The 17304-nt window shown below is 55.2% G+C and carries 30 protein-coding genes; 29 read left to right on the top strand and 1 reads right to left on the bottom strand.

Features of this window, described 5'->3' with window-relative positions; all coding sequences use genetic code 11:
- The 29 genes from QPL94_RS21175 to rplQ all read left to right on the top strand — a co-directional run.
- A partial coding sequence (locus tag QPL94_RS21175; RefSeq protein ID WP_285359855.1) for an EF-Tu C-terminal domain-related protein occupies nt 1–494 on the top strand: 494 nt, incomplete at its 5' end.
- 188 nt (nt 495–682) lie between these two features.
- Nucleotides 683–994, top strand: coding sequence for a 30S ribosomal protein S10 (gene rpsJ / locus QPL94_RS21170; RefSeq protein WP_004580743.1), 312 nt, complete (start codon nt 683–685; stop codon nt 992–994).
- Between the two features lie 72 nt (nt 995–1066).
- Nucleotides 1067–1705: a 50S ribosomal protein L3 gene (gene rplC / locus QPL94_RS21165; RefSeq protein ID WP_137438070.1), complete on the top strand. Its 639-nt coding sequence runs from the start codon at nt 1067–1069 to the stop codon at nt 1703–1705.
- Nucleotides 1706–1716: 11 nt separating this feature from the next.
- Nucleotides 1717–2322: a 50S ribosomal protein L4 gene (gene rplD / locus QPL94_RS21160; RefSeq protein WP_285359854.1), complete on the top strand. Its 606-nt coding sequence runs from the start codon at nt 1717–1719 to the stop codon at nt 2320–2322.
- Nucleotides 2319–2612, top strand: a complete 294-nt coding sequence (rplW, locus tag QPL94_RS21155) for a 50S ribosomal protein L23 (RefSeq protein WP_137438068.1) — start codon at nt 2319–2321, stop codon at nt 2610–2612. Before rplD ends, rplW begins: the two co-directional genes overlap by 4 nt.
- A 17-nt stretch (nt 2613–2629) precedes the next feature.
- The gene (rplB, locus tag QPL94_RS21150; RefSeq protein WP_027830881.1) at nt 2630–3457 is read left to right on the top strand and encodes a 50S ribosomal protein L2; all 828 of its coding nucleotides are present in this window, start codon (nt 2630–2632) and stop codon (nt 3455–3457) included.
- A 23-nt stretch (nt 3458–3480) separates the two neighbouring features.
- Nucleotides 3481–3756 carry a 30S ribosomal protein S19 gene (rpsS, locus tag QPL94_RS21145; protein WP_114614099.1) on the top strand — a complete coding sequence of 92 codons (276 nt, stop codon included), beginning with the start codon at nt 3481–3483 and terminating at the stop codon, nt 3754–3756.
- 16 nt (nt 3757–3772) lie between these two features.
- Entirely contained in the window at nt 3773–4105 is a 333-nt protein-coding gene (rplV, locus tag QPL94_RS21140) for a 50S ribosomal protein L22 (RefSeq protein WP_007154010.1), read from the top strand.
- Between the two features lie 11 nt (nt 4106–4116).
- On the top strand, nt 4117–4800 hold the full coding sequence (gene rpsC / locus QPL94_RS21135; RefSeq protein ID WP_137438067.1) for a 30S ribosomal protein S3: 684 nt from the start codon (nt 4117–4119) through the stop codon (nt 4798–4800).
- A gap of 12 nt (nt 4801–4812) precedes the next feature.
- Nucleotides 4813–5226 carry a 50S ribosomal protein L16 gene (gene rplP / locus QPL94_RS21130; RefSeq protein ID WP_027830882.1) on the top strand — a complete coding sequence of 138 codons (414 nt, stop codon included), beginning with the start codon at nt 4813–4815 and terminating at the stop codon, nt 5224–5226.
- Nucleotides 5226–5417, top strand: a complete 192-nt coding sequence (gene rpmC / locus QPL94_RS21125) for a 50S ribosomal protein L29 (protein WP_007154007.1) — start codon at nt 5226–5228, stop codon at nt 5415–5417. The genes rplP and rpmC overlap by 1 nt, the downstream gene beginning before the upstream one ends.
- 1 nt (nt 5418) lies before the next feature.
- The gene (gene rpsQ / locus QPL94_RS21120; protein ID WP_007154006.1) at nt 5419–5685 is read left to right on the top strand and encodes a 30S ribosomal protein S17; all 267 of its coding nucleotides are present in this window, start codon (nt 5419–5421) and stop codon (nt 5683–5685) included.
- Between the two features lie 58 nt (nt 5686–5743).
- Nucleotides 5744–6112: a 50S ribosomal protein L14 gene (gene rplN / locus QPL94_RS21115; RefSeq protein ID WP_007154005.1), complete on the top strand. Its 369-nt coding sequence runs from the start codon at nt 5744–5746 to the stop codon at nt 6110–6112.
- Nucleotides 6113–6128: 16 nt separating this feature from the next.
- A complete protein-coding gene (gene rplX, locus QPL94_RS21110) occupies nt 6129–6449 on the top strand; it encodes a 50S ribosomal protein L24 (protein WP_135956417.1) in 321 nt (106 codons plus the stop codon).
- A 15-nt stretch (nt 6450–6464) separates the two neighbouring features.
- A complete protein-coding gene (rplE, locus tag QPL94_RS21105) occupies nt 6465–7004 on the top strand; it encodes a 50S ribosomal protein L5 (protein ID WP_036203346.1) in 540 nt (179 codons plus the stop codon).
- 12 nt (nt 7005–7016) lie between these two features.
- The gene (gene rpsN, locus QPL94_RS21100) at nt 7017–7322 is read left to right on the top strand and encodes a 30S ribosomal protein S14 (RefSeq protein ID WP_137438066.1); all 306 of its coding nucleotides are present in this window, start codon (nt 7017–7019) and stop codon (nt 7320–7322) included.
- A gap of 89 nt (nt 7323–7411) precedes the next feature.
- The gene (gene rpsH / locus QPL94_RS21095) at nt 7412–7804 is read left to right on the top strand and encodes a 30S ribosomal protein S8 (RefSeq protein WP_285359851.1); all 393 of its coding nucleotides are present in this window, start codon (nt 7412–7414) and stop codon (nt 7802–7804) included.
- Between the two features lie 9 nt (nt 7805–7813).
- Nucleotides 7814–8347, top strand: a complete 534-nt coding sequence (gene rplF / locus QPL94_RS21090; RefSeq protein WP_137438064.1) for a 50S ribosomal protein L6 — start codon at nt 7814–7816, stop codon at nt 8345–8347.
- A 9-nt stretch (nt 8348–8356) separates the two neighbouring features.
- The gene (gene rplR / locus QPL94_RS21085) at nt 8357–8704 is read left to right on the top strand and encodes a 50S ribosomal protein L18 (protein ID WP_007153999.1); all 348 of its coding nucleotides are present in this window, start codon (nt 8357–8359) and stop codon (nt 8702–8704) included.
- A 12-nt stretch (nt 8705–8716) separates the two neighbouring features.
- On the top strand, nt 8717–9217 hold the full coding sequence (rpsE, locus tag QPL94_RS21080; RefSeq protein ID WP_007153998.1) for a 30S ribosomal protein S5: 501 nt from the start codon (nt 8717–8719) through the stop codon (nt 9215–9217).
- Nucleotides 9218–9221: 4 nt separating this feature from the next.
- Nucleotides 9222–9410, top strand: coding sequence for a 50S ribosomal protein L30 (gene rpmD / locus QPL94_RS21075; protein WP_007153997.1), 189 nt, complete (start codon nt 9222–9224; stop codon nt 9408–9410).
- 1 nt (nt 9411) lies between these two features.
- Entirely contained in the window at nt 9412–9846 is a 435-nt protein-coding gene (gene rplO / locus QPL94_RS21070) for a 50S ribosomal protein L15 (RefSeq protein ID WP_137438061.1), read from the top strand.
- A 17-nt stretch (nt 9847–9863) separates the two neighbouring features.
- A complete protein-coding gene (secY, locus tag QPL94_RS21065) occupies nt 9864–11186 on the top strand; it encodes a preprotein translocase subunit SecY (RefSeq protein WP_137438060.1) in 1323 nt (440 codons plus the stop codon).
- A 30-nt stretch (nt 11187–11216) separates the two neighbouring features.
- Nucleotides 11217–11330, top strand: coding sequence for a 50S ribosomal protein L36 (gene rpmJ, locus QPL94_RS21060; RefSeq protein ID WP_008174902.1), 114 nt, complete (start codon nt 11217–11219; stop codon nt 11328–11330).
- Between the two features lie 141 nt (nt 11331–11471).
- The gene (rpsM, locus tag QPL94_RS21055) at nt 11472–11828 is read left to right on the top strand and encodes a 30S ribosomal protein S13 (protein WP_027830890.1); all 357 of its coding nucleotides are present in this window, start codon (nt 11472–11474) and stop codon (nt 11826–11828) included.
- A gap of 13 nt (nt 11829–11841) precedes the next feature.
- On the top strand, nt 11842–12231 hold the full coding sequence (gene rpsK / locus QPL94_RS21050) for a 30S ribosomal protein S11 (RefSeq protein WP_004580767.1): 390 nt from the start codon (nt 11842–11844) through the stop codon (nt 12229–12231).
- Between the two features lie 18 nt (nt 12232–12249).
- Complete coding sequence (gene rpsD, locus QPL94_RS21045) at nt 12250–12870, top strand: 30S ribosomal protein S4 (protein WP_285359850.1); 621 nt, start codon at nt 12250–12252, stop codon at nt 12868–12870.
- Between the two features lie 35 nt (nt 12871–12905).
- Complete coding sequence (locus QPL94_RS21040; protein ID WP_137438058.1) at nt 12906–13910, top strand: DNA-directed RNA polymerase subunit alpha; 1005 nt, start codon at nt 12906–12908, stop codon at nt 13908–13910.
- Between the two features lie 33 nt (nt 13911–13943).
- Nucleotides 13944–14342 carry a 50S ribosomal protein L17 gene (gene rplQ, locus QPL94_RS21035; protein WP_285359849.1) on the top strand — a complete coding sequence of 133 codons (399 nt, stop codon included), beginning with the start codon at nt 13944–13946 and terminating at the stop codon, nt 14340–14342.
- A 124-nt stretch (nt 14343–14466) separates the two neighbouring features.
- On the opposite strand, the gene uvrA is transcribed toward rplQ, so the two are convergent.
- On the bottom strand, nt 14467–17298 hold the full coding sequence (gene uvrA / locus QPL94_RS21030) for an excinuclease ABC subunit UvrA (protein WP_285359848.1): 2832 nt from the start codon (nt 17296–17298) through the stop codon (nt 14467–14469).
- Between the last annotated feature and the right edge of the window lie 6 nt (nt 17299–17304).

Genomic DNA, 17304 nt, shown 5'->3' with positions numbered 1-17304 from the left:
GTGTTGAGCGTGGCATCATCAAGGTTGGTGACGAAGTGGAAATCGTCGGTATCAAAGATACCGTGAAGACCGTTTGTACCGGTGTTGAGATGTTCCGCAAGCTGCTGGACGAAGGCCGTGCGGGTGAGAACGTCGGTGTTCTGCTGCGTGGTACCAAGCGTGACGACGTTGAGCGTGGTCAGGTTCTGTGTGTACCGGGCTCTATCAAGCCGCACACCAAGTTCGAGTGCGAAGTGTACGTACTGAGCAAAGAAGAAGGTGGTCGTCATACGCCGTTCTTCAAGGGCTATCGTCCGCAGTTCTACTTCCGTACCACCGACGTCACAGGTTCCTGTGAACTGCCGGAAGGTGTGGAGATGGTAATGCCGGGTGACAACGTCAAGATGAGTGTTACCCTGATCAACCCGATCGCCATGGAAGATGGCCTGCGCTTCGCGATTCGCGAAGGCGGCCGTACCGTTGGTGCCGGTGTGGTCTCCAAGATCCTCGAATAATTGATTCGAACGGTCTGAGGAAAAAGGGGCTGAAACTCAGCCCCTTTTTCTGTTTCAGCCGCACAACCTGACCTGGCGGAGTCACTGCTGAACGCAGTTGACACTGCTGGGTATTATGCATACAATGCGGCTCCTTTTTTTGAAGGTCGGCTAACTAGTAGCTGCTACGAGTGGAGTTTGGGTGCATCATGCAAAGCCAAAAAATTCGAATCCGGTTGAAGGCGTTTGATTACCGCCTGATCGACCAGTCAACGCAGGAGATTGTCGATACCGCAAAGCGGACCGGCGCTCAAGTGCGTGGACCAATCCCTCTGCCGACGCGGAAGGAAAAGTACACCGTTCTGATTTCCCCGCACGTCAATAAAGACGCGCGCGATCAGTACGAGATTCGTACACACAAGCGTTTGCTGGACATCGTCGAGCCGACGGAGAAGACAGTAGACGCTTTGATGAAGCTGGATCTGGCAGCAGGTGTAGACGTTCAGATCAGCCTCGGCTAACCAAGCGGTTAGTCTGTGTAACTGTCATAAGGCCATAGAGGGTGAGAGCCCCGTACACTTAAGAGGTGAAACATGGCAATTGGAATTGTCGGTCGCAAGGCCGGTATGACCCGTATTTTTACGGAAGACGGGCAAGCGCTGCCCGTAACGGTAATCGAGGTTGAACCCAACCGCATTACCCAATTGAAAACTCTTGAAAGCGATGGCTATCGTGCGGTTCAGGTAACCGTTGGTAAGCGTCGTTCCTCACGTGTGACCAAAAGCGAAGCGGGCCATTACGCCAAAGCCGGAGTAGAGGCTGGTCGTGGTCTGTGGGAATTCCGCCTCGCCGATGGCGAAGGTGAAGATCTGGCGGCAGGCGGTGAAATCACTGCTTCCATCTTTGAAGATGGCCAGGTCGTGGATGCTATGGGTCAGTCCAAGGGTAAGGGTTTCCAGGGCGGTGTTAAGCGCTGGAACTTCGCCATGCAGGACGCCACACACGGTAACTCCCTTTCTCATCGTGCGCCGGGTTCTATTGGTCAGAACCAGACTCCGGGCAAGGTATTCAAGGGCAAAAAGATGGCGGGCCAGATGGGCAATGCGCAGGTGACTGTGCAGAACCTGCAAGTCGTCCGTGTCGACGCCGAGCGCAACCTTCTGCTGATTCGTGGTGCCGTTCCGGGCGCGACCGGCGGAAATGTTGTCATCAAGCCTGCAGTTAAAGCCTGAGGAGCGGTGCGATGGAATTGACAATTACAGGTAGTGGCGAAGGGATTTCTGTTTCCGACGCTGCATTTGCCAAAGATTTTAACGAGTCGCTGGTTCACCAGGTGGTCACTGCTTATATGGCAGGCGCCCGTCAGGGAACCAAGGCTCAAAAGACGCGTTCCGAAGTCGCTGGTGGTGGCAAGAAGCCATGGCGCCAGAAGGGCACTGGTCGTGCCCGTGCCGGTACAATCCGTAGCCCGATCTGGCGCTCCGGTGGTGTGACTTTTGCTGCCAAGCCCCGTGGTTTTGAGCAGAAAGTTAACCGCAAGATGTACCGCGCAGCGATGCGCTCCATTTTTTCAGAGCTGGTTCGCCAGGAGCGTCTGGTCGTTGTTGACGACATGACTGTCGACAGCCCCAAGACCAAGGCATTCACTGCCAAGCTGAAGGATATGGGTGTCACCAATGCACTGATTCTCTCCGAAAACGTCGAGCAGAATCTGCATCTGGCATCTCGCAACATTCCGCACGTTGACGTGCGTGATATTGCTGGTCTGGATCCGGTCAGCCTGGTTGCCTTCGAGAAGGTCGTTGTGACTGTTCCCGCTCTGAAGAAAATCGAGGAGATGCTGGGATGAATCAGGAACGTATTTACAAGATTCTTCTTGGGCCCCACGTATCAGAGAAAGCTTCTCTGGTAGCGGAAAGCGGTCAGGTGGTATTTCGTGTCGCCCCTGACGCAACCAAGCCCGAGATCAAGAAAGCCGTTGAGCAGCTGTTCAACGTCACCGTCGAAGGTGTTCAGGTTCTGAACCGTAAGGGTAAGCTCAAGCGTACCGTTCGCGGCTTCGGCAAGCGTACTGACATTCGTAAGGCTTATGTAAAGCTTGCGGACGGTCAGGACATTGATTTTCTGGATGTGGAATAAGGTAAAGGGGTCGTAAAATGCCGATCGTCAAAACCAAGCCAACATCTGCCGGCCGCCGTCACGTTGTTAAGCTCTTTAACCCTGATCTTCACAAGGGGCGCCCTTACGAGCCGTTGGTAGAAACATTGAGCAAATCGGGTGGTCGCAACCATTTTGGTCGCATCACTACCCGTCATATTGGTGGTGGCCACAAGAAGCACTACCGTGTCATCGACTTTAAGCGGACCAAAGATGGTATTCCGGCGGTCATTGAACGCCTGGAATATGATCCTAACCGCTCTGCGCACATTGCGCTGGTCAAGTACGCCGATGGCGAGCGTCGTTACATCATCGCTCCCAAAGGCATGCAGATCGGTGATCCTGTGCGCTCCGGCATCGACGCGCCGATTAAAGTAGGAAGCACACTTCCGCTCCGGAATATTCCGGTCGGCTCTGTGATTCACTGCGTCGAAATCAAGCCTGGCAAAGGTGCCCAGCTGGCTCGCTCCGCGGGCGCATCCGTACAGCTGGTTGCTCGGGAAGGGGCTTATGCCACCATCCGCCTGCGTTCAGGTGAAATGCGTAAGGTGCTTGTTGACTGTCGTGCAACGTTGGGCGAAGTGTCCAACAGCGAACACAGCCTCAAGCAGCTTGGTAAAGCGGGTGCATCACGTTGGCGCGGTAAACGTCCAACAGTACGTGGTGTTGCTATGAACCCAGTTGACCACCCACATGGTGGTGGTGAAGGGCGTACCTCTGGCGGGCGTCACCCGGTTACTCCGTGGGGTGTTCCGACCAAAGGGCATAAGACTCGTAAGAACAAACGTACTGACAAGATGATAGTACGTCGTCGTTCAGCCAAGTAAACGACTACATAGAGGTAAATGCTGTGCCACGTTCTTTAAAGAAAGGTCCTTTTATAGACCTGCATCTGTTGAAGAAGGTCGAGGCAGCTCTGGAAGCAAATGACAAGCGACCGATCAAAACCTGGTCTCGCCGGTCAACAGTGTTTCCGGAGATGGTAGGCCTGACCATTGCAGTTCACAACGGCAAGCAACACGTGCCGGTTTATGTTACCGAAGATATGGTCGGACATAAGCTGGGTGAGTTCGCGGCAACGCGTACTTATCGTGGTCATGCGGCCGACAGGAAAGCTAAACGCTGATTGTGAGGTATTAGAAATGGAAGTAGCAGCCAAGTATAAGGGCGCTCGCCTCTCAGCTCAGAAAGCGCGTCTTGTCGCTGACCAAGTACGCGGCAAGGCTGTTGAGGACGCCCTGAACATTCTGACTTTCAGCCCTAAGAAGGCAGCGGTCATTCTCAAGAAAGCTCTTGAGTCTGCCATTGCCAACGCTGAGCACAACGAAGGTCTGGACGTAGATGATCTGCGGGTTTCCACCGTTATGGTGGATGAAGGTCCGACGCTCAAGCGAATCAAAGCTCGAGCCAAGGGGCGCGCTGACCGGATTTTCAAGCGCACCTGTCATATCACCGTCAAGGTCGCCGACAAGTAGGAGATGCTCAGATGGGTCATAAAGTAAATCCAACCGGCATGCGCCTGGGTGTGATCAAAGAGCACAACTCAGTGTGGTACGCCGAAAAAGCGGAATACGCTAACAACCTGTTGAACGATCTTCAGGTTCGCGAATTCCTCGACAAGCGTCTGGTAAAGGCGTCTGTCAGCAAGATTGTGATCGAGCGCCCTGCTCAGAACGCCCGTATCACGATCCATACAGCCCGTCCCGGTATTGTTATCGGTAAGAAGGGTGAAGATGTTGACCGTCTGCGTCGCGAAGTCAGCGACATGATGGGTGTGCCTGTGCACATCAACATCGAAGAAGTCCGCAAGCCGGACCTGGATGCCCGCCTGGTCGCGCAGAACGTTGCCGGTCAGCTGGAGCGTCGTGTGATGTTCCGTCGCGCTATGAAGCGTGCGGTTCAGAACGCCATGCGCCAGGGTGCGAAAGGCATCAAGATCCAGGTTGGCGGTCGTCTCGGGGGTGCTGAAATTGCCCGTTCCGAGTGGTATCGCGAAGGTCGTGTACCGCTGCACACACTGCGTGCAGATATCGATTACTCGACCTACGAAGCGAAGACCACTTACGGCATTATCGGCGTCAAGGTATGGATCTTCAAAGGTGAGATTCTTGGTGGTATGGAGCAGGTCCGTGCTGACAAGAAAGCCTCTGGGAAGAAAGGTTCTAAGTAAAGGGGCACTCAAATGCTGCAACCAAAACGCACCAAATTTCGCAAGGTAATGAAAGGCCGTAACACCGGTCTTGCTCACCGTGCTAACAAGGTGAGCTTCGGTGAATACGGATTGAAGGCGACAACCCGTGGGCGTATAACTGCGCGCCAGATCGAGGCAGCGCGTCGTACCATGACTCGTCGCATCAAGCGGGGCGGTAAGATCTGGATCCGGATTTTCCCGGACAAGCCGATCTCCAGCAAGCCGCTGGAAGTACGAATGGGTAAAGGTAAGGGTTCTGTCGAGTATTGGGTGGCTGAGATTCAGCCAGGCCGGATGCTTTATGAGATGGAAGGCGTCTCCGAGGAAATCGCTCGCGATGCATTCACTCTTGCTGCTGCCAAGCTGCCCGTACAGACCACCTTTGTTACGAGGACGGTGATGTGATGAAAGCAACAGAGCTGCGTGACAAGTCAGTCGAGGAGCTGAACAAAGAGCTGATCGACCTCCTGAAGGAGCAGTTCAACCTGCGCATGCGTAAGGCGACAGGTCAGCTGAATCAGTCTCATCTTCTTCCGAAGGTGAAGCGTGACATTGCTCGCGTGAAAACGGTTATGAATGAAAAGGCAGGACAGTAACATGACTGAAGCTACCCAAACTGCCAGAACCCTGAGCGGCAAGGTCGTGAGCAACAAAATGGAGAAATCCATTGTGGTTCTGGTTGAGCGCCAGGTTAAGCATCCTCTGTACGGTAAGTACATGAAGCGCTCATCCAAAATTCACGCTCACGACGAGAGCAATCAGTGCAACATCGGTGACACCGTTACAATCCAGGAAACCCGCCCGGTCTCTAAGACCAAAAGCTGGGCTCTGGTGGAAGTCACCGAACGCGCATCGAAGGTGTAACTCGCCCGGACGGTGAGTCTTGTCGTAACGGCAAAGTGGTTTCTGCTGGAGAACAACCATGATTCAGACTCAAACAATGCTTGAAGTCGCGGACAACAGCGGTGCACGTCAGGTTATGTGCATCAAGGTCCTGGGCGGTTCACATAGGCGTTACGCCAGCGTTGGGGATATCATCAAGGTAACCGTCAAGGAAGCCATCCCCCGCGGTAAAGTGAAAAAAGGCCAGGTCCTGAAAGCTGTCGTTGTACGTACCCGTAAGGGTGTGCGTCGTCCCGACGGGTCGCTTATTCGTTTCGACGGAAACGCGGCAGTACTTCTGAACAATCAGGACGCACCAATTGGTACCCGTATCTTCGGACCGGTTACCCGTGAACTGCGCAATGAGAAGTTCATGAAAATTATTTCACTGGCACCCGAAGTACTTTAAGGACCAGAGGCCGGTTATGAAAAAGATCAAACGAGATGACGAAGTAATCGTCACTACGGGGAAAGACCAAGGCAAACGTGGTAAAGTCCTGAAGGTTCAGGACGATGGCCGGGTTGTTGTTTCAGGGATCAATATGATCAAGAAGCACACCAAGCCAAACCCGATGTCGGGCACCCCAGGTGGCATCGTCGAAAAAGAAGCACCTATCCAGGCTTCCAACGTGGCTATTTTTAATCCGCAGACCGGCAAAGCCGATCGCGTAGGCTTCCAGATCAAGGAAGACGGCGCCAAGGTGCGGATTTTCAAGTCCACGAAAGAAGTCGTCGATAACCAGTAAGCGGTGGTGGTTACGATGCTTAACATGAAAGAGCAGTACAGTAAGGAAGTGGTACCCGCCCTGCAGAAAGAGTTCAGCTACAAGAACATTATGCAGGTGCCGCGTATCGAAAAGATCACCCTGAATATGGGTGTCGGCGAAGCGGTCGGTGACAAGAAGCTGATTGAAAATGCTGTGGCGGATCTTGAGCGCCTGGCGGGTCAGAAAGCGGTTGTCACCTTGGCACGTAAATCCGTCGCGGGTTTCAAAATCCGTGAAGGTTGGCCGATCGGTTGTAAGGTTACCCTGCGCGGTGAGCGTATGTGGGATTTCTTTGATCGTCTGGTTCACATTGCGGTACCCCGCATTCGTGACTTCCGCGGTCTGAATCCCAAGTCCTTTGATGGACGTGGTAACTACAGCATGGGCGTGCGTGAGCAGATCATTTTCCCCGAGATCGAGTACGACAGAGTCGACAAGATCCGTGGTCTTGACATCACCATTACCACCACAGCCGGTACCGACGATGAAGGTCGCGAACTGCTGAAAGCCTTTGGCTTTCCGTTCAAGAAATAAGGAACGAGTGTAATGGCTAAGGTTTCCATGAAGAACCGTGAGTTCAAGCGGGAAGCAACCGTCGCGAAATACGCGGCCAAGCGCGCTGAACTCAAGGGAATTATCAAAAACCCGAATTCCAGCGACGATGACCGTTGGAACGCACAGATGAAGCTGCAACAGCTTCCTCGCGATGCGTCTCCCTCGCGTCTTCGTAATCGTTGCCAGATTACAGGTCGTCCCCATGGCGTTCTGCGCAAGTTCAAGCTGTCACGTATCAAGTTGCGTGAAGCTGGCATGCGCGGAGATGTTCCGGGTCTGACCAAAGCAAGCTGGTAAGGCAGGTACTCTGACCGCAGGTCAGGTGCCCGTTGGTAAGCGGTGCGGCGCGCCGCTGCACAACTAAAAAGATCAGGAGTCTCATACCAATGAGTATGCAAGATACGCTTGCGGATATGTTTACCCGTATCCGTAATGCACAGATGGCACAGAAGGCCGATGTGGCCATGCCGTCTTCAAAGATGAAGATCTCCGTAGCCCAGGTCCTCAAGGACGAAGGTTACGTAGCCGATTTTTCCGTCTCAGCTGACGCGAAGCCCGAGTTGACCATTAGCCTCAAGTACTTCGGCGGCAAGCCGGTTATTGAGGAAATCAAAAGGGTCAGCCGTCCGAGTCTGCGCCAGTACAAGGGCGCTGGGGAACTGCCGAAGGTATCCGGCGGTCTGGGAGTCGCGATTGTCTCTACGTCCAGGGGCGTAATGACAGACCGCGCTGCACGTGCTGCCGGCGTGGGTGGCGAAGTCATCTGCACCGTATTTTAGGAGATACACATGTCCAGGGTTGCCAATAATCCTGTCGTGCTGCCTTCCGGTGTTGAGGTTAAGCTGAACGGACAGGAAATTAATGTGAAGGGGTCCAAGGGATCGCTTCAATTCACCATCCATAACGTGGTTGACGTAACGCAGGAAGAAAATGTTCTGCGCTTCGCCGCCCGTGATGGAGCCAAACAGTCCCGCGCTCTTGCTGGTACTACCCGCGCATTGGTCAACAACATGGTGACCGGTGTGACGACAGGCTTCGAGCGCAAGCTCGCGCTGACGGGCGTAGGCTACCGTGCCCAGGCGCAAGGTAAGAAGCTCAATCTGACACTGGGGTTCTCACACCCGGTCGAGTACGAGCTGCCCGAGGGGATTACCGCTGAAACTCCGTCCAATACGGAAGTTGTGATTCGCGGAATCGACAAGCAACAGGTTGGCCAGGTCGCTGCTGAGATCCGTTCATTCCGTCCGCCAGAGCCTTACAAAGGCAAGGGTGTGCGTTATGCGGATGAGCAGGTCAGACGCAAAGAAGCCAAGAAGAAATAAGGCGGGACTATGAGCGCGAATAACGAAAGATTGCGTCGCGCACGCAAAGTGCGCATGAAGATCCGTAAGTTGGGTACCAACCGCCTGTGTGTACATCGTACACCGCGGCACATGTATGCCCAGGTTACGACTGCAGACGGCAGCAAGGTGCTGGCGGCTGCCTCCACGTTGGATAAGGACCTGCGCCAGGGTGCAACCGGTAACGTGGACGCTGCCAAAAAGGTCGGTCAGCTGATTGCTGAGCGTGCCAAGGCAGCAGGTGTAGAGCAGGTCGCTTTTGACCGCTCCGGTTACCGTTATCATGGTCGCGTCCAGGCTCTGGCCGACGCAGCCCGTGAAGCTGGCTTGCAATTCTAAGAGGTGGAGAAGATGAGCGTTAACGAACAGAAGGCGCCTGAGCTCCAGGAGAAGCTGGTTCAGGTCAATCGCGTCGCCAAGGTTGTTAAAGGCGGTCGTATTTTTGCCTTCACTGCACTGACTGTAGTGGGTGATGGTAAAGGACGCGTTGGTTTCGGTCGTGGCAAGGCACGTGAAGTGCCGGTTGCGATCCAGAAAGCGATGGAAGCTGCACGCAAGAACATGGTCGACATCCCGCTTGACGGAAACACCCTGCAGTACGCGGTTAAAGCGCAGCATGGTGGCTCCAAGGTCTACATGCAGCCGGCATCAGAAGGTACCGGTATCATCGCCGGTGGTGCGATGCGTGCGGTACTGGAAGTTGCGGGTGTGCAGAACGTACTGTCCAAGTGTTACGGGTCTACCAACCCGGTGAACGTGGTACGTTCCACCATCAAGGGTCTCCAGGCAACTCAAGCGCCTGAAGATATTGCAGCCAAGCGCGGTAAATCCGTGGAAGAGATTCTGGGTTGAAGTCATGGCGAACGCAAAAACGATCAAAGTAACACTGACCCGCAGCCCGATCGGCTGTCAGCCCAAGCACAAACTGTGTGTGAAGGGCCTGGGTCTCCGTAAAATCGGTCACACCGTGGAAGTGGAAGATACACCGTCCATCCGCGGCATGATCAACCGGGTTAACTACCTGGTGCAGGTAGAGGAGAACTAAGATGCGTCTGAACGAACTTAGTCCGGAGCCTGGTTCACGTCCCGCCGCCAAGCGTGTGGGTCGCGGTATCGGCAGCGGCCTCGGCAAGACCGGCGGTCGTGGTCACAAGGGTCTTAAAGCCCGTTCCGGTGGCAGCGTAGCTCCCGGTTTCGAGGGTGGTCAGCAGCCGTTGGCCCGTCGTCTGCCGAAATTTGGTTTCACCTCGCGCCAGCAGCGCTATGTGGCCGAAATTCGTCTGAACGAACTGGCGAAAGTAGACGGCGATATTGCCGATCTTGAGGCCCTGAAGAAAGCTGACATCGTTCGCGAGGAAATTCGTGAGGCGAAGGTCATTCTGTCCGGCGAACTGAGCCGAGCGGTGACCGTCAAGGGTCTGAAAGTGACCAAAGGCGCACGCGAGGCGATCACTGCCGCGGGCGGTAAAGTCGAAGACTAAGGCGAGTCGAGGACTAAATGGCCAAGAACGCATCATTGCCTGCGGGCGCGGGTAAAGGACTGGCAGAGCTGCGATCGCGGCTCTGGTTTGTCTTCCTGGCATTGCTGGTGTACCGGATCGGTGCCCACATTCCGGTGCCGGGTATCAACCCCGATCGTCTGGCAGCATTGTTTGAGCAGAATCAGGGCACAATCCTGAGCATGTTCAACATGTTTTCCGGTGGTGCGCTTGAGCGGATGAGTATCTTCGCACTTGGTATCATGCCGTACATATCGGCCTCTATCATCATGCAGCTCATGACAGCGGTCAATCCGACGCTGGAGCAGCTAAAGAAAGAGGGCGAGGCTGGTCGTCGCAAGATCAGTCAGTACACGCGGTATGGTACGGTTATCCTGGCCCTGGTTCAGGGCTTTGGTATTTCTGTCGGGCTGGCATCCCAAGGTGTGACCTTTAACGACAGCTTCAGCTTCCACTTTGTGGCGGTGGTTTCTTTCGTCAGTGGTGCCGTGTTCATGATGTGGCTGGGTGAGCAGATCACCGAGCGCGGCGTTGGCAACGGCATCTCGTTGCTGATCTTCGCCGGCATCGTTGCGGGTCTGCCAGGGGCCATTGGCCAGACACTGGAGCAGGCACGTAATGGTGAGATGAGCCTGCTGGTGGTTCTGGGTATCGCTATCCTGGCCATTGCCGTGGTTGGCTTTGTGGTGTTCATGGAGCGCGGACAGCGTCGCCTGACCATCAACTACGCCAAGCGGCAACAGGGTCGACGGGTGTTTGCCCAGCAATCCAGCCATCTGCCGTTGAAGGTAAATATGGCCGGCGTTATTCCGCCGATCTTTGCCTCCTCCATTCTGCTGTTCCCGGCGTCATTGGGGCAGTGGTTCGGCCAGGGCGAAGGTATGGAGTGGCTGAGTGATGTTTCCCAGGCACTGGCACCGAGTCAGCCCCTGTACATCATCCTGTTTGCGGCAGCAGTGGTATTCTTCTGCTTCTTCTATACAGCATTGATGTACAACCCGAAAGAAGTTGCGGATAACCTCAAGCGCTCAGGCGCCTTTATTCCGGGCATCCGTCCGGGCGACCAGACCGCCAAGTATATTGATGGTGTGCTGACTCGTCTGACGCTGTTCGGTGCAATGTACATTGCAGCAGTTTCCCTGTTCCCTCAGTTTCTGATGGTGGCCGGGAATGTTCCGTTCTATCTGGGCGGCACGTCACTGCTGATTGTTGTAGTCGTGGTGATGGATTTCATGGCTCAGGTTCAGTCGCACCTGATGTCTCATCAATATGATTCGTTGATGAAGAAGTCCAATCTCAAGGGCTATGGTCGGAACGGTTAATCCCGTTCCCCTTGAAAACTGGAGTCGACAATGAAAGTACGCGCTTCGGTAAAGAAAATTTGCCGTAACTGCAAAGTAATTCGTCGCAATGGCTCGGTAAGAGTCATTTGCTCGGAGCCTCGTCACAAGCAGCGCCAGGGTTAATCCTTACGGATTCAGCACTGACATTGCAGAGGGTACGATTAATAGCGCTTGACCTCAGGTGGGGTCAGGCGCTATTATTTCGCGCCCTTTTATAGTGGCGGAAAATTCACACAGCAAAGCTTTGAACGCGGAGTAATTTGGATGGCACGTATAGCCGGTGTCAATATACCCGATCACAAACATGCTGTTATCTCGCTGACTTACATTTTTGGAGTCGGCCGGACAGCAGCCCAGAAGCTTTGCGATGCAACCGGTGTAAAGCCGGACGTCAAGGTCAAAGACCTGTCCGACGAGCAGCTTGAATCACTTCGTACCGAAGTAGGCAAGCTGGCCGTTGAAGGCGATCTGCGTCGTGAAGTTCAGATGAACATTAAGCGTTTGAAGGATCTCGGTTGCCACCGTGGTCTGCGTCATCGTCATGGCCTTCCGGTCCGTGGCCAGCGCACAAAGACCAACGCACGCACCCGTAAAGGTCCTCGCAAACCTATTCGTAAGTAACAGGTAGGCAAACATGGCAAAGCCAGGTACACGTACCCGTAAAAAGGTGAAAAAGACGGTTGTTGATGGCGTCGCGCACATTCACGCGTCCTTCAACAACACTATCGTGACCATTTCTGACCGTCAGGGCAACGTATTGTCCTGGGCCACCTCTGGTGGGTCCGGTTTCCGTGGGTCACGCAAGAGTACACCTTTTGCTGCGCAGGTAGCAGCTGAAAGAGCCGGTAATGCGGCTGCTGAATACGGCCTTAAAAACCTGGACGTAGAGGTTAAAGGTCCGGGGCCCGGACGTGAATCCGCTGTACGCGCGCTGAATGGCTGCGGGTACAAGATCACCAACATCACTGATGTGACGCCGATTCCCCATAACGGTTGTCGTCCGCCCAAAAAGCGCCGCGTCTAACACAGGAGACAGTGAATTATGGCTCGTTACATAGGCCCGAAGTGCAAGCTGTCTCGTCGTGAAGGGACAGATCTTTTTCTGAAGAGCGGTGTTCGCGCGCTTGATTCAAAGTGCAACATCGAGACTCCGCCGGGTATGCACGGCGCGCGTCGCGGTCGTCTGTCCGAATATGGCGTACAGCTTCGTGAAAAGCAGAAGGTCCGTCGTATCTACGGCGTACTGGAAAAGCAATTCCGCAACTATTACAAAGAGGCCGCCCGCATCAAGGGTGCAACCGGTGAGAACCTGTTGCAACTGCTGGAAGGCCGTCTTGATAACGTTGTATATCGCATGGGTTTTGGTTCTACCCGTGCTGAGTCCCGTCAGCTCGTTTCTCACAAAGCGATCCTGGTCAACGATAAGCTGGTGAACATTCCGTCTTATCAGGTCAAGGCCGGTGATGTTGTGAGTGTGCGTGAGAAGGCAAAAAACCAGCTTCGCGTTAAAGGCGCACTGGATCTGTCTTCCAGCCGCGCACCGGTGAGCTGGGTAGAGGTCGACGCCAGCAAGATGTCCGGCGTTTACAGGTCAGTGCCTGAGCGCACTGAATTGCCGGCCGACATCAACGAGAACCTCATCGTCGAGCTTTACTCCAAGTAAAGCCCAGTTAGCAACGAGAGCAATTAGGGGCGTCTATGCAGCGTTCAGTACATGAGTTATTGACACCTCGTACCATTGACGTGAAAGAATCAAGCGCCATGCGCGCCAAGGTGACACTGGAGCCTCTGGAAAGAGGTTTCGGCCACACCCTGGGCAGCGCACTGCGTCGTATACTCTTGTCCTCAATGCCGGGCTGTGCCATTACCGAGGCACAGATCGACGGCGTTCTGCATGAGTACAGCGCGATCGAAGGTGTTCAGGAAGACGTCATTGAGATTCTGCTGAATCTCAAGGGTGTCGCCGTGAAAATGGGCACCCGGGACGAGGTTGAGGTAACACTCAGCAAGAAAGGCCCGGGTGTTGTCACTGCCGGTGATATCAAGCTGGATCACGATGTCGAGATCACCAACCCGGATCATGTGATCTGTCACCTGAGTGATAAAGGTGAAGTCAACATGCGCCTGAAGGTTGCCCGTGGTCGCGGCTATGAGCCGGCTGATCAGCGGGGTCTGGACGAGGACGAGACTCGCGCGATTGGACGTCTGCAACTGGACGCAACCTTCAGCCCGGTCCGTCGTGTTGCCTATGCCGTGGAAAGTGCACGGGTAGAGCAGCGTACTGACCTGGACAAGCTGGTTATTGATCTGGAAACCAATGGTACCATCGACCCGGAAGAAGCGATTCGCCGGGCGGCAACCATTCTCCAGCAGCAACTGGCTGTGTTTGTTGATTTCGATCACGAGAAAGAGCCTGAGCGTGTTGAGGAAGAGGAAGAAATCGATCCGATCCTCCTGCGTCCGGTTGATGATCTGGAATTGACAGTGCGTTCAGCTAATTGCTTGAAGGCTGAGAATATTTACTACATCGGCGATCTGATTCAGCGCACAGAAGTTGAGCTGCTGAAGACGCCTAACCTTGGTAAAAAGTCGCTTACTGAGATCAAGGACGTGCTCGCGTCCCGCGGTCTGTCACTGGGTATGCGTCTTGATAACTGGCCGCCGGCTAGCCTTCGTGGCGACGACCGGGTACTGGGCGGTTAATCGCCGATTAGTTTAAGGTAAGGAATCAGAGCAATGCGTCATCGTAAGAGTGGTCGTAAGTTCAGCAGGACCAGTGCGCATCGCAAGGCCATGTTTCGTAACATGACTGCGTCACTGGTTGGTCACGAGCTGATCAAGACAACGCTCCCCAAGGCGAAAGAGCTTCGCCGGGTAGCCGAGCCTTTGATCACGCTCGCAAAAAATGATTCGGTTGCGAATCGTCGCCTGGCGTTCTCACGCCTGCGTGACGACGCAGCGGTTGCCAAGCTGTTCAATGAGCTTGGCCCCCGTTACAACGAGCGTCCGGGTGGTTACCTTCGTATCCTGAAGTGTGGCTTCCGTGCTGGCGACAATGCCCCCATGGCATTCGTTGAGCTGGTCGGCCGTCCGTTGGACATCGAAGCAGAAGAAGTGGACGAAAGCGAAGAGTAAGCTTTTCGCCAGGTCCAAAAAAACCGGAGGCTAATCCCTCCGGTTTTTTTATGCCTTTCTCTTGTCCACCACGTAGGTCGGTTTAGGCCCAAAGGGCCGTAAACCGACACCCAGGCTAAACCCGTTACTTCACATTGCGATCCAGTACTCCTTTCAAATACCGCCCGGTATGCGAACCCGCAACCCCGGCCACGGCCTCAGGTGTTCCTTCGGCCACAATCTGGCCACCACCAGACCCACCTTCAGGCCCAAGATCAATTATCCAGTCTGCAGTCTTGATGACGTCCAGGTTGTGTTCGATGACCACGATGGTGTTGCCATGGTCCCTTAACCTCTGCAAAACCGTCAGTAATTGCTGGATATCGTAGAAATGCAGGCCCGTTGTCGGCTCATCAAGAATATAAAGTGTTTTGCCGGTGTCCCGCTTGGACAATTCCTTGGCCAGCTTCACGCGCTGGGCCTCACCGCCGGAAAGGGTAACGGCACTCTGGCCCAGACGAATATAAGACAGCCCGACATCGATCAGGGTCTGTAGCTTGCGGGCAAGGAAGGGGACCGGGTCAAAAAACTCCCGCGCTTCCTCGACCGTCATCGCAAGCACCTCATGGATACTTTTGCCCTTGTAGCGGACTTCCAGGGTTTCCCGGTTGTAGCGCTTGCCTTTGCAGACATCACAAGGCACATAGACGTCCGGCAGGAAGTGCATCTCAACTTTGATAACCCCGTCACCCTGGCACGCCTCGCAACGGCCACCCTTGACGTTAAAGCTGAAACGGCCTGGCTTGTAGCCGCGGGACCGGGCTTCCTGGGTGCCGGCGAAGAGCTCGCGGATCGGCGTGAACAGGCCGGTATAGGTGGCGGGGTTCGAGCGCGGTGTGCGGCCAATGGGGCTCTGGTCAATGTCGATAACCTTGTCGAGCTGGTCCAGGCCTTTCAGGGAATCATAGGGCGCGTGGGTCAGGCTGGTGGCCTTATTGAGCTTCGCTGCGCAAACGGGATACAGGGTGCTGTTGATCAGTGTGGACTTGCCTGAGCCGGATACGCCGGTGACGCAGGTCATCACACCCAGCGGCAGTGTGAGCGTTACGTCACGCAAGTTGTTCCCGGTGGCGCCTTTGAGCACCAGGCTTTTGCCGTTATTGGTGTGGCGCTTCTCCGGGATGGCAATTTCTTTCTTGCCGCACAGGTATTGCCCGGTCAGCGAATCCTCGGCGGCGATAATGTCGGCCGGGGTGCCCTGGGCAATGATATGGCCGCCATGAACGCCGGCACCCGGCCCGATATCAATGACGTGATCGGCTGCACGGATGGCGTCCTCGTCGTGCTCCACAACGATCACGGTGTTGCCCAGGTCCCGGAGGTGGAACAGGGTGGCCAGGAGGCGATCATTGTCCCGCTGGTGCAGGCCAATGGAAGGCTCGTCGAGAATGTACATGACCCCCACAAGGCCGGCGCCAATCTGGCTGGCGAGCCGGATACGCTGGGCTTCGCCGCCGGAGAGGGTGTCGGCGCTACGCTCAAGAGTCAGGTATTCCAGTCCTACATTGACCAGAAACTGCAGCCGCTGGCGAACCTCCTTGAGGATCTTCTCGGCAATCTCGCCTTTGCGTCCGGGCAGGGCAAGCTTGCCAAAATAGTCGTGGGCGTCACCGACCGGCATATGAGTGACATCGGAGATGTTGTTCTTCTCGATGAATACATGCCGGGCACTGCGTCTCAGCCGCGATCCGCCACATTCCTTGCAGGGTTGGGTGCTGAGGTTGCGGGCCAGTTCTTCCCTCATGCTCTGTGATTCTGTTTCCCGGTAGCGGCGCTCCAGGTTGGGCAGAATGCCTTCGAACGGGTGGGCCTTCTCCATGATGTGGCCGCGGGAATTCACGTAGCGGAACGGAATGTCCTCGGAACCGGAACCGTAGAGCAATGCCTGACGGAAGTCGTCCGGCAGATCTTCCCATGGAGTGTCCATATCGACATCGTAGTGCTCGGCCACGCTGGTCAGCATCTGGAAATAGTACACCGCCCGACGGTCCCAGCCCTTGATCGCGCCCTCGGCCAGGGTGGCTTCGGGATGCTGAACGATTTTCTCGGCATCAAAGAACTGCTTTACGCCCAGGCCATCACAGGTGGGGCAGGCGCCGGCGGGATTGTTGAAGGAGAACAGCCGTGGTTCCAGTTCGCTGATGGCGTAGCCGCACTGGTTACACGCATAACGGGCGGAAAAGGTGTGTTCGTCTCCTTCATTATCCATGGGGGCGACCAGCGCGATGCCATCGGCCAGCCCCAGTGCCGTTTCAAAGCTTTCCGCAAGCCGCTGTTCCAGGCCCGGCTTGACCTTGAAGCGGTCTACGACCACGTCAATCTGGTGTTTGCGCTTTTTGTCCAGCGATGGCAGGTCGTCGATATCGTAAACCCGGCCATCCACCCGCAAGCGGATGAAGCCCTGGCTGCGCATGGTATCGAAGACATTCAGGTGCTCACCCTTTCGGTCCCGGATCACCGGGGCAAGGATCATCAGCTTGCTGTCCTCTGGCATGGCCAGCACTTGGTCTACCATCTGGCTGACGGTCTGGGCTTCCAGTGGCAGGTCGTGATCCGGGCAGCGCGGCTCACCAGCGCGGGCAAAAAGCAGGCGCAGGTAATCGTAGATTTCGGTAATGGTGCCGACGGTAGAGCGAGGGTTGTGGGAGGTGCTTTTCTGTTCAATGGAAATGGCCGGTGACAGACCCTCAATGTGGTCCACGTCCGGCTTTTCCATCATCGACAGGAACTGGCGCGCATAGGTGGACAGGGATTCCACGTAGCGCCGCTGACCTTCCGCGTAGAGTGTGTCGAACGCAAGGGACGACTTCCCGGAGCCAGACAGACCAGTGATTACGATCAGCTTGTCCCTCGGCATATCCAGGTCAATGTTCTTCAGATTGTGGGTACGTGCCCCTTTGATCTGGATATGGTCCATAACACC

It is taken from the genome of Marinobacter sp. SS13-12, from assembly GCF_030227115.1.
In the GTDB taxonomy this organism is placed as follows: domain Bacteria; phylum Pseudomonadota; class Gammaproteobacteria; order Pseudomonadales; family Oleiphilaceae; genus Marinobacter.
Note: the sequence above shows the minus strand (reverse complement) of the source record. Positions and strands in the feature narration are given on the sequence as shown.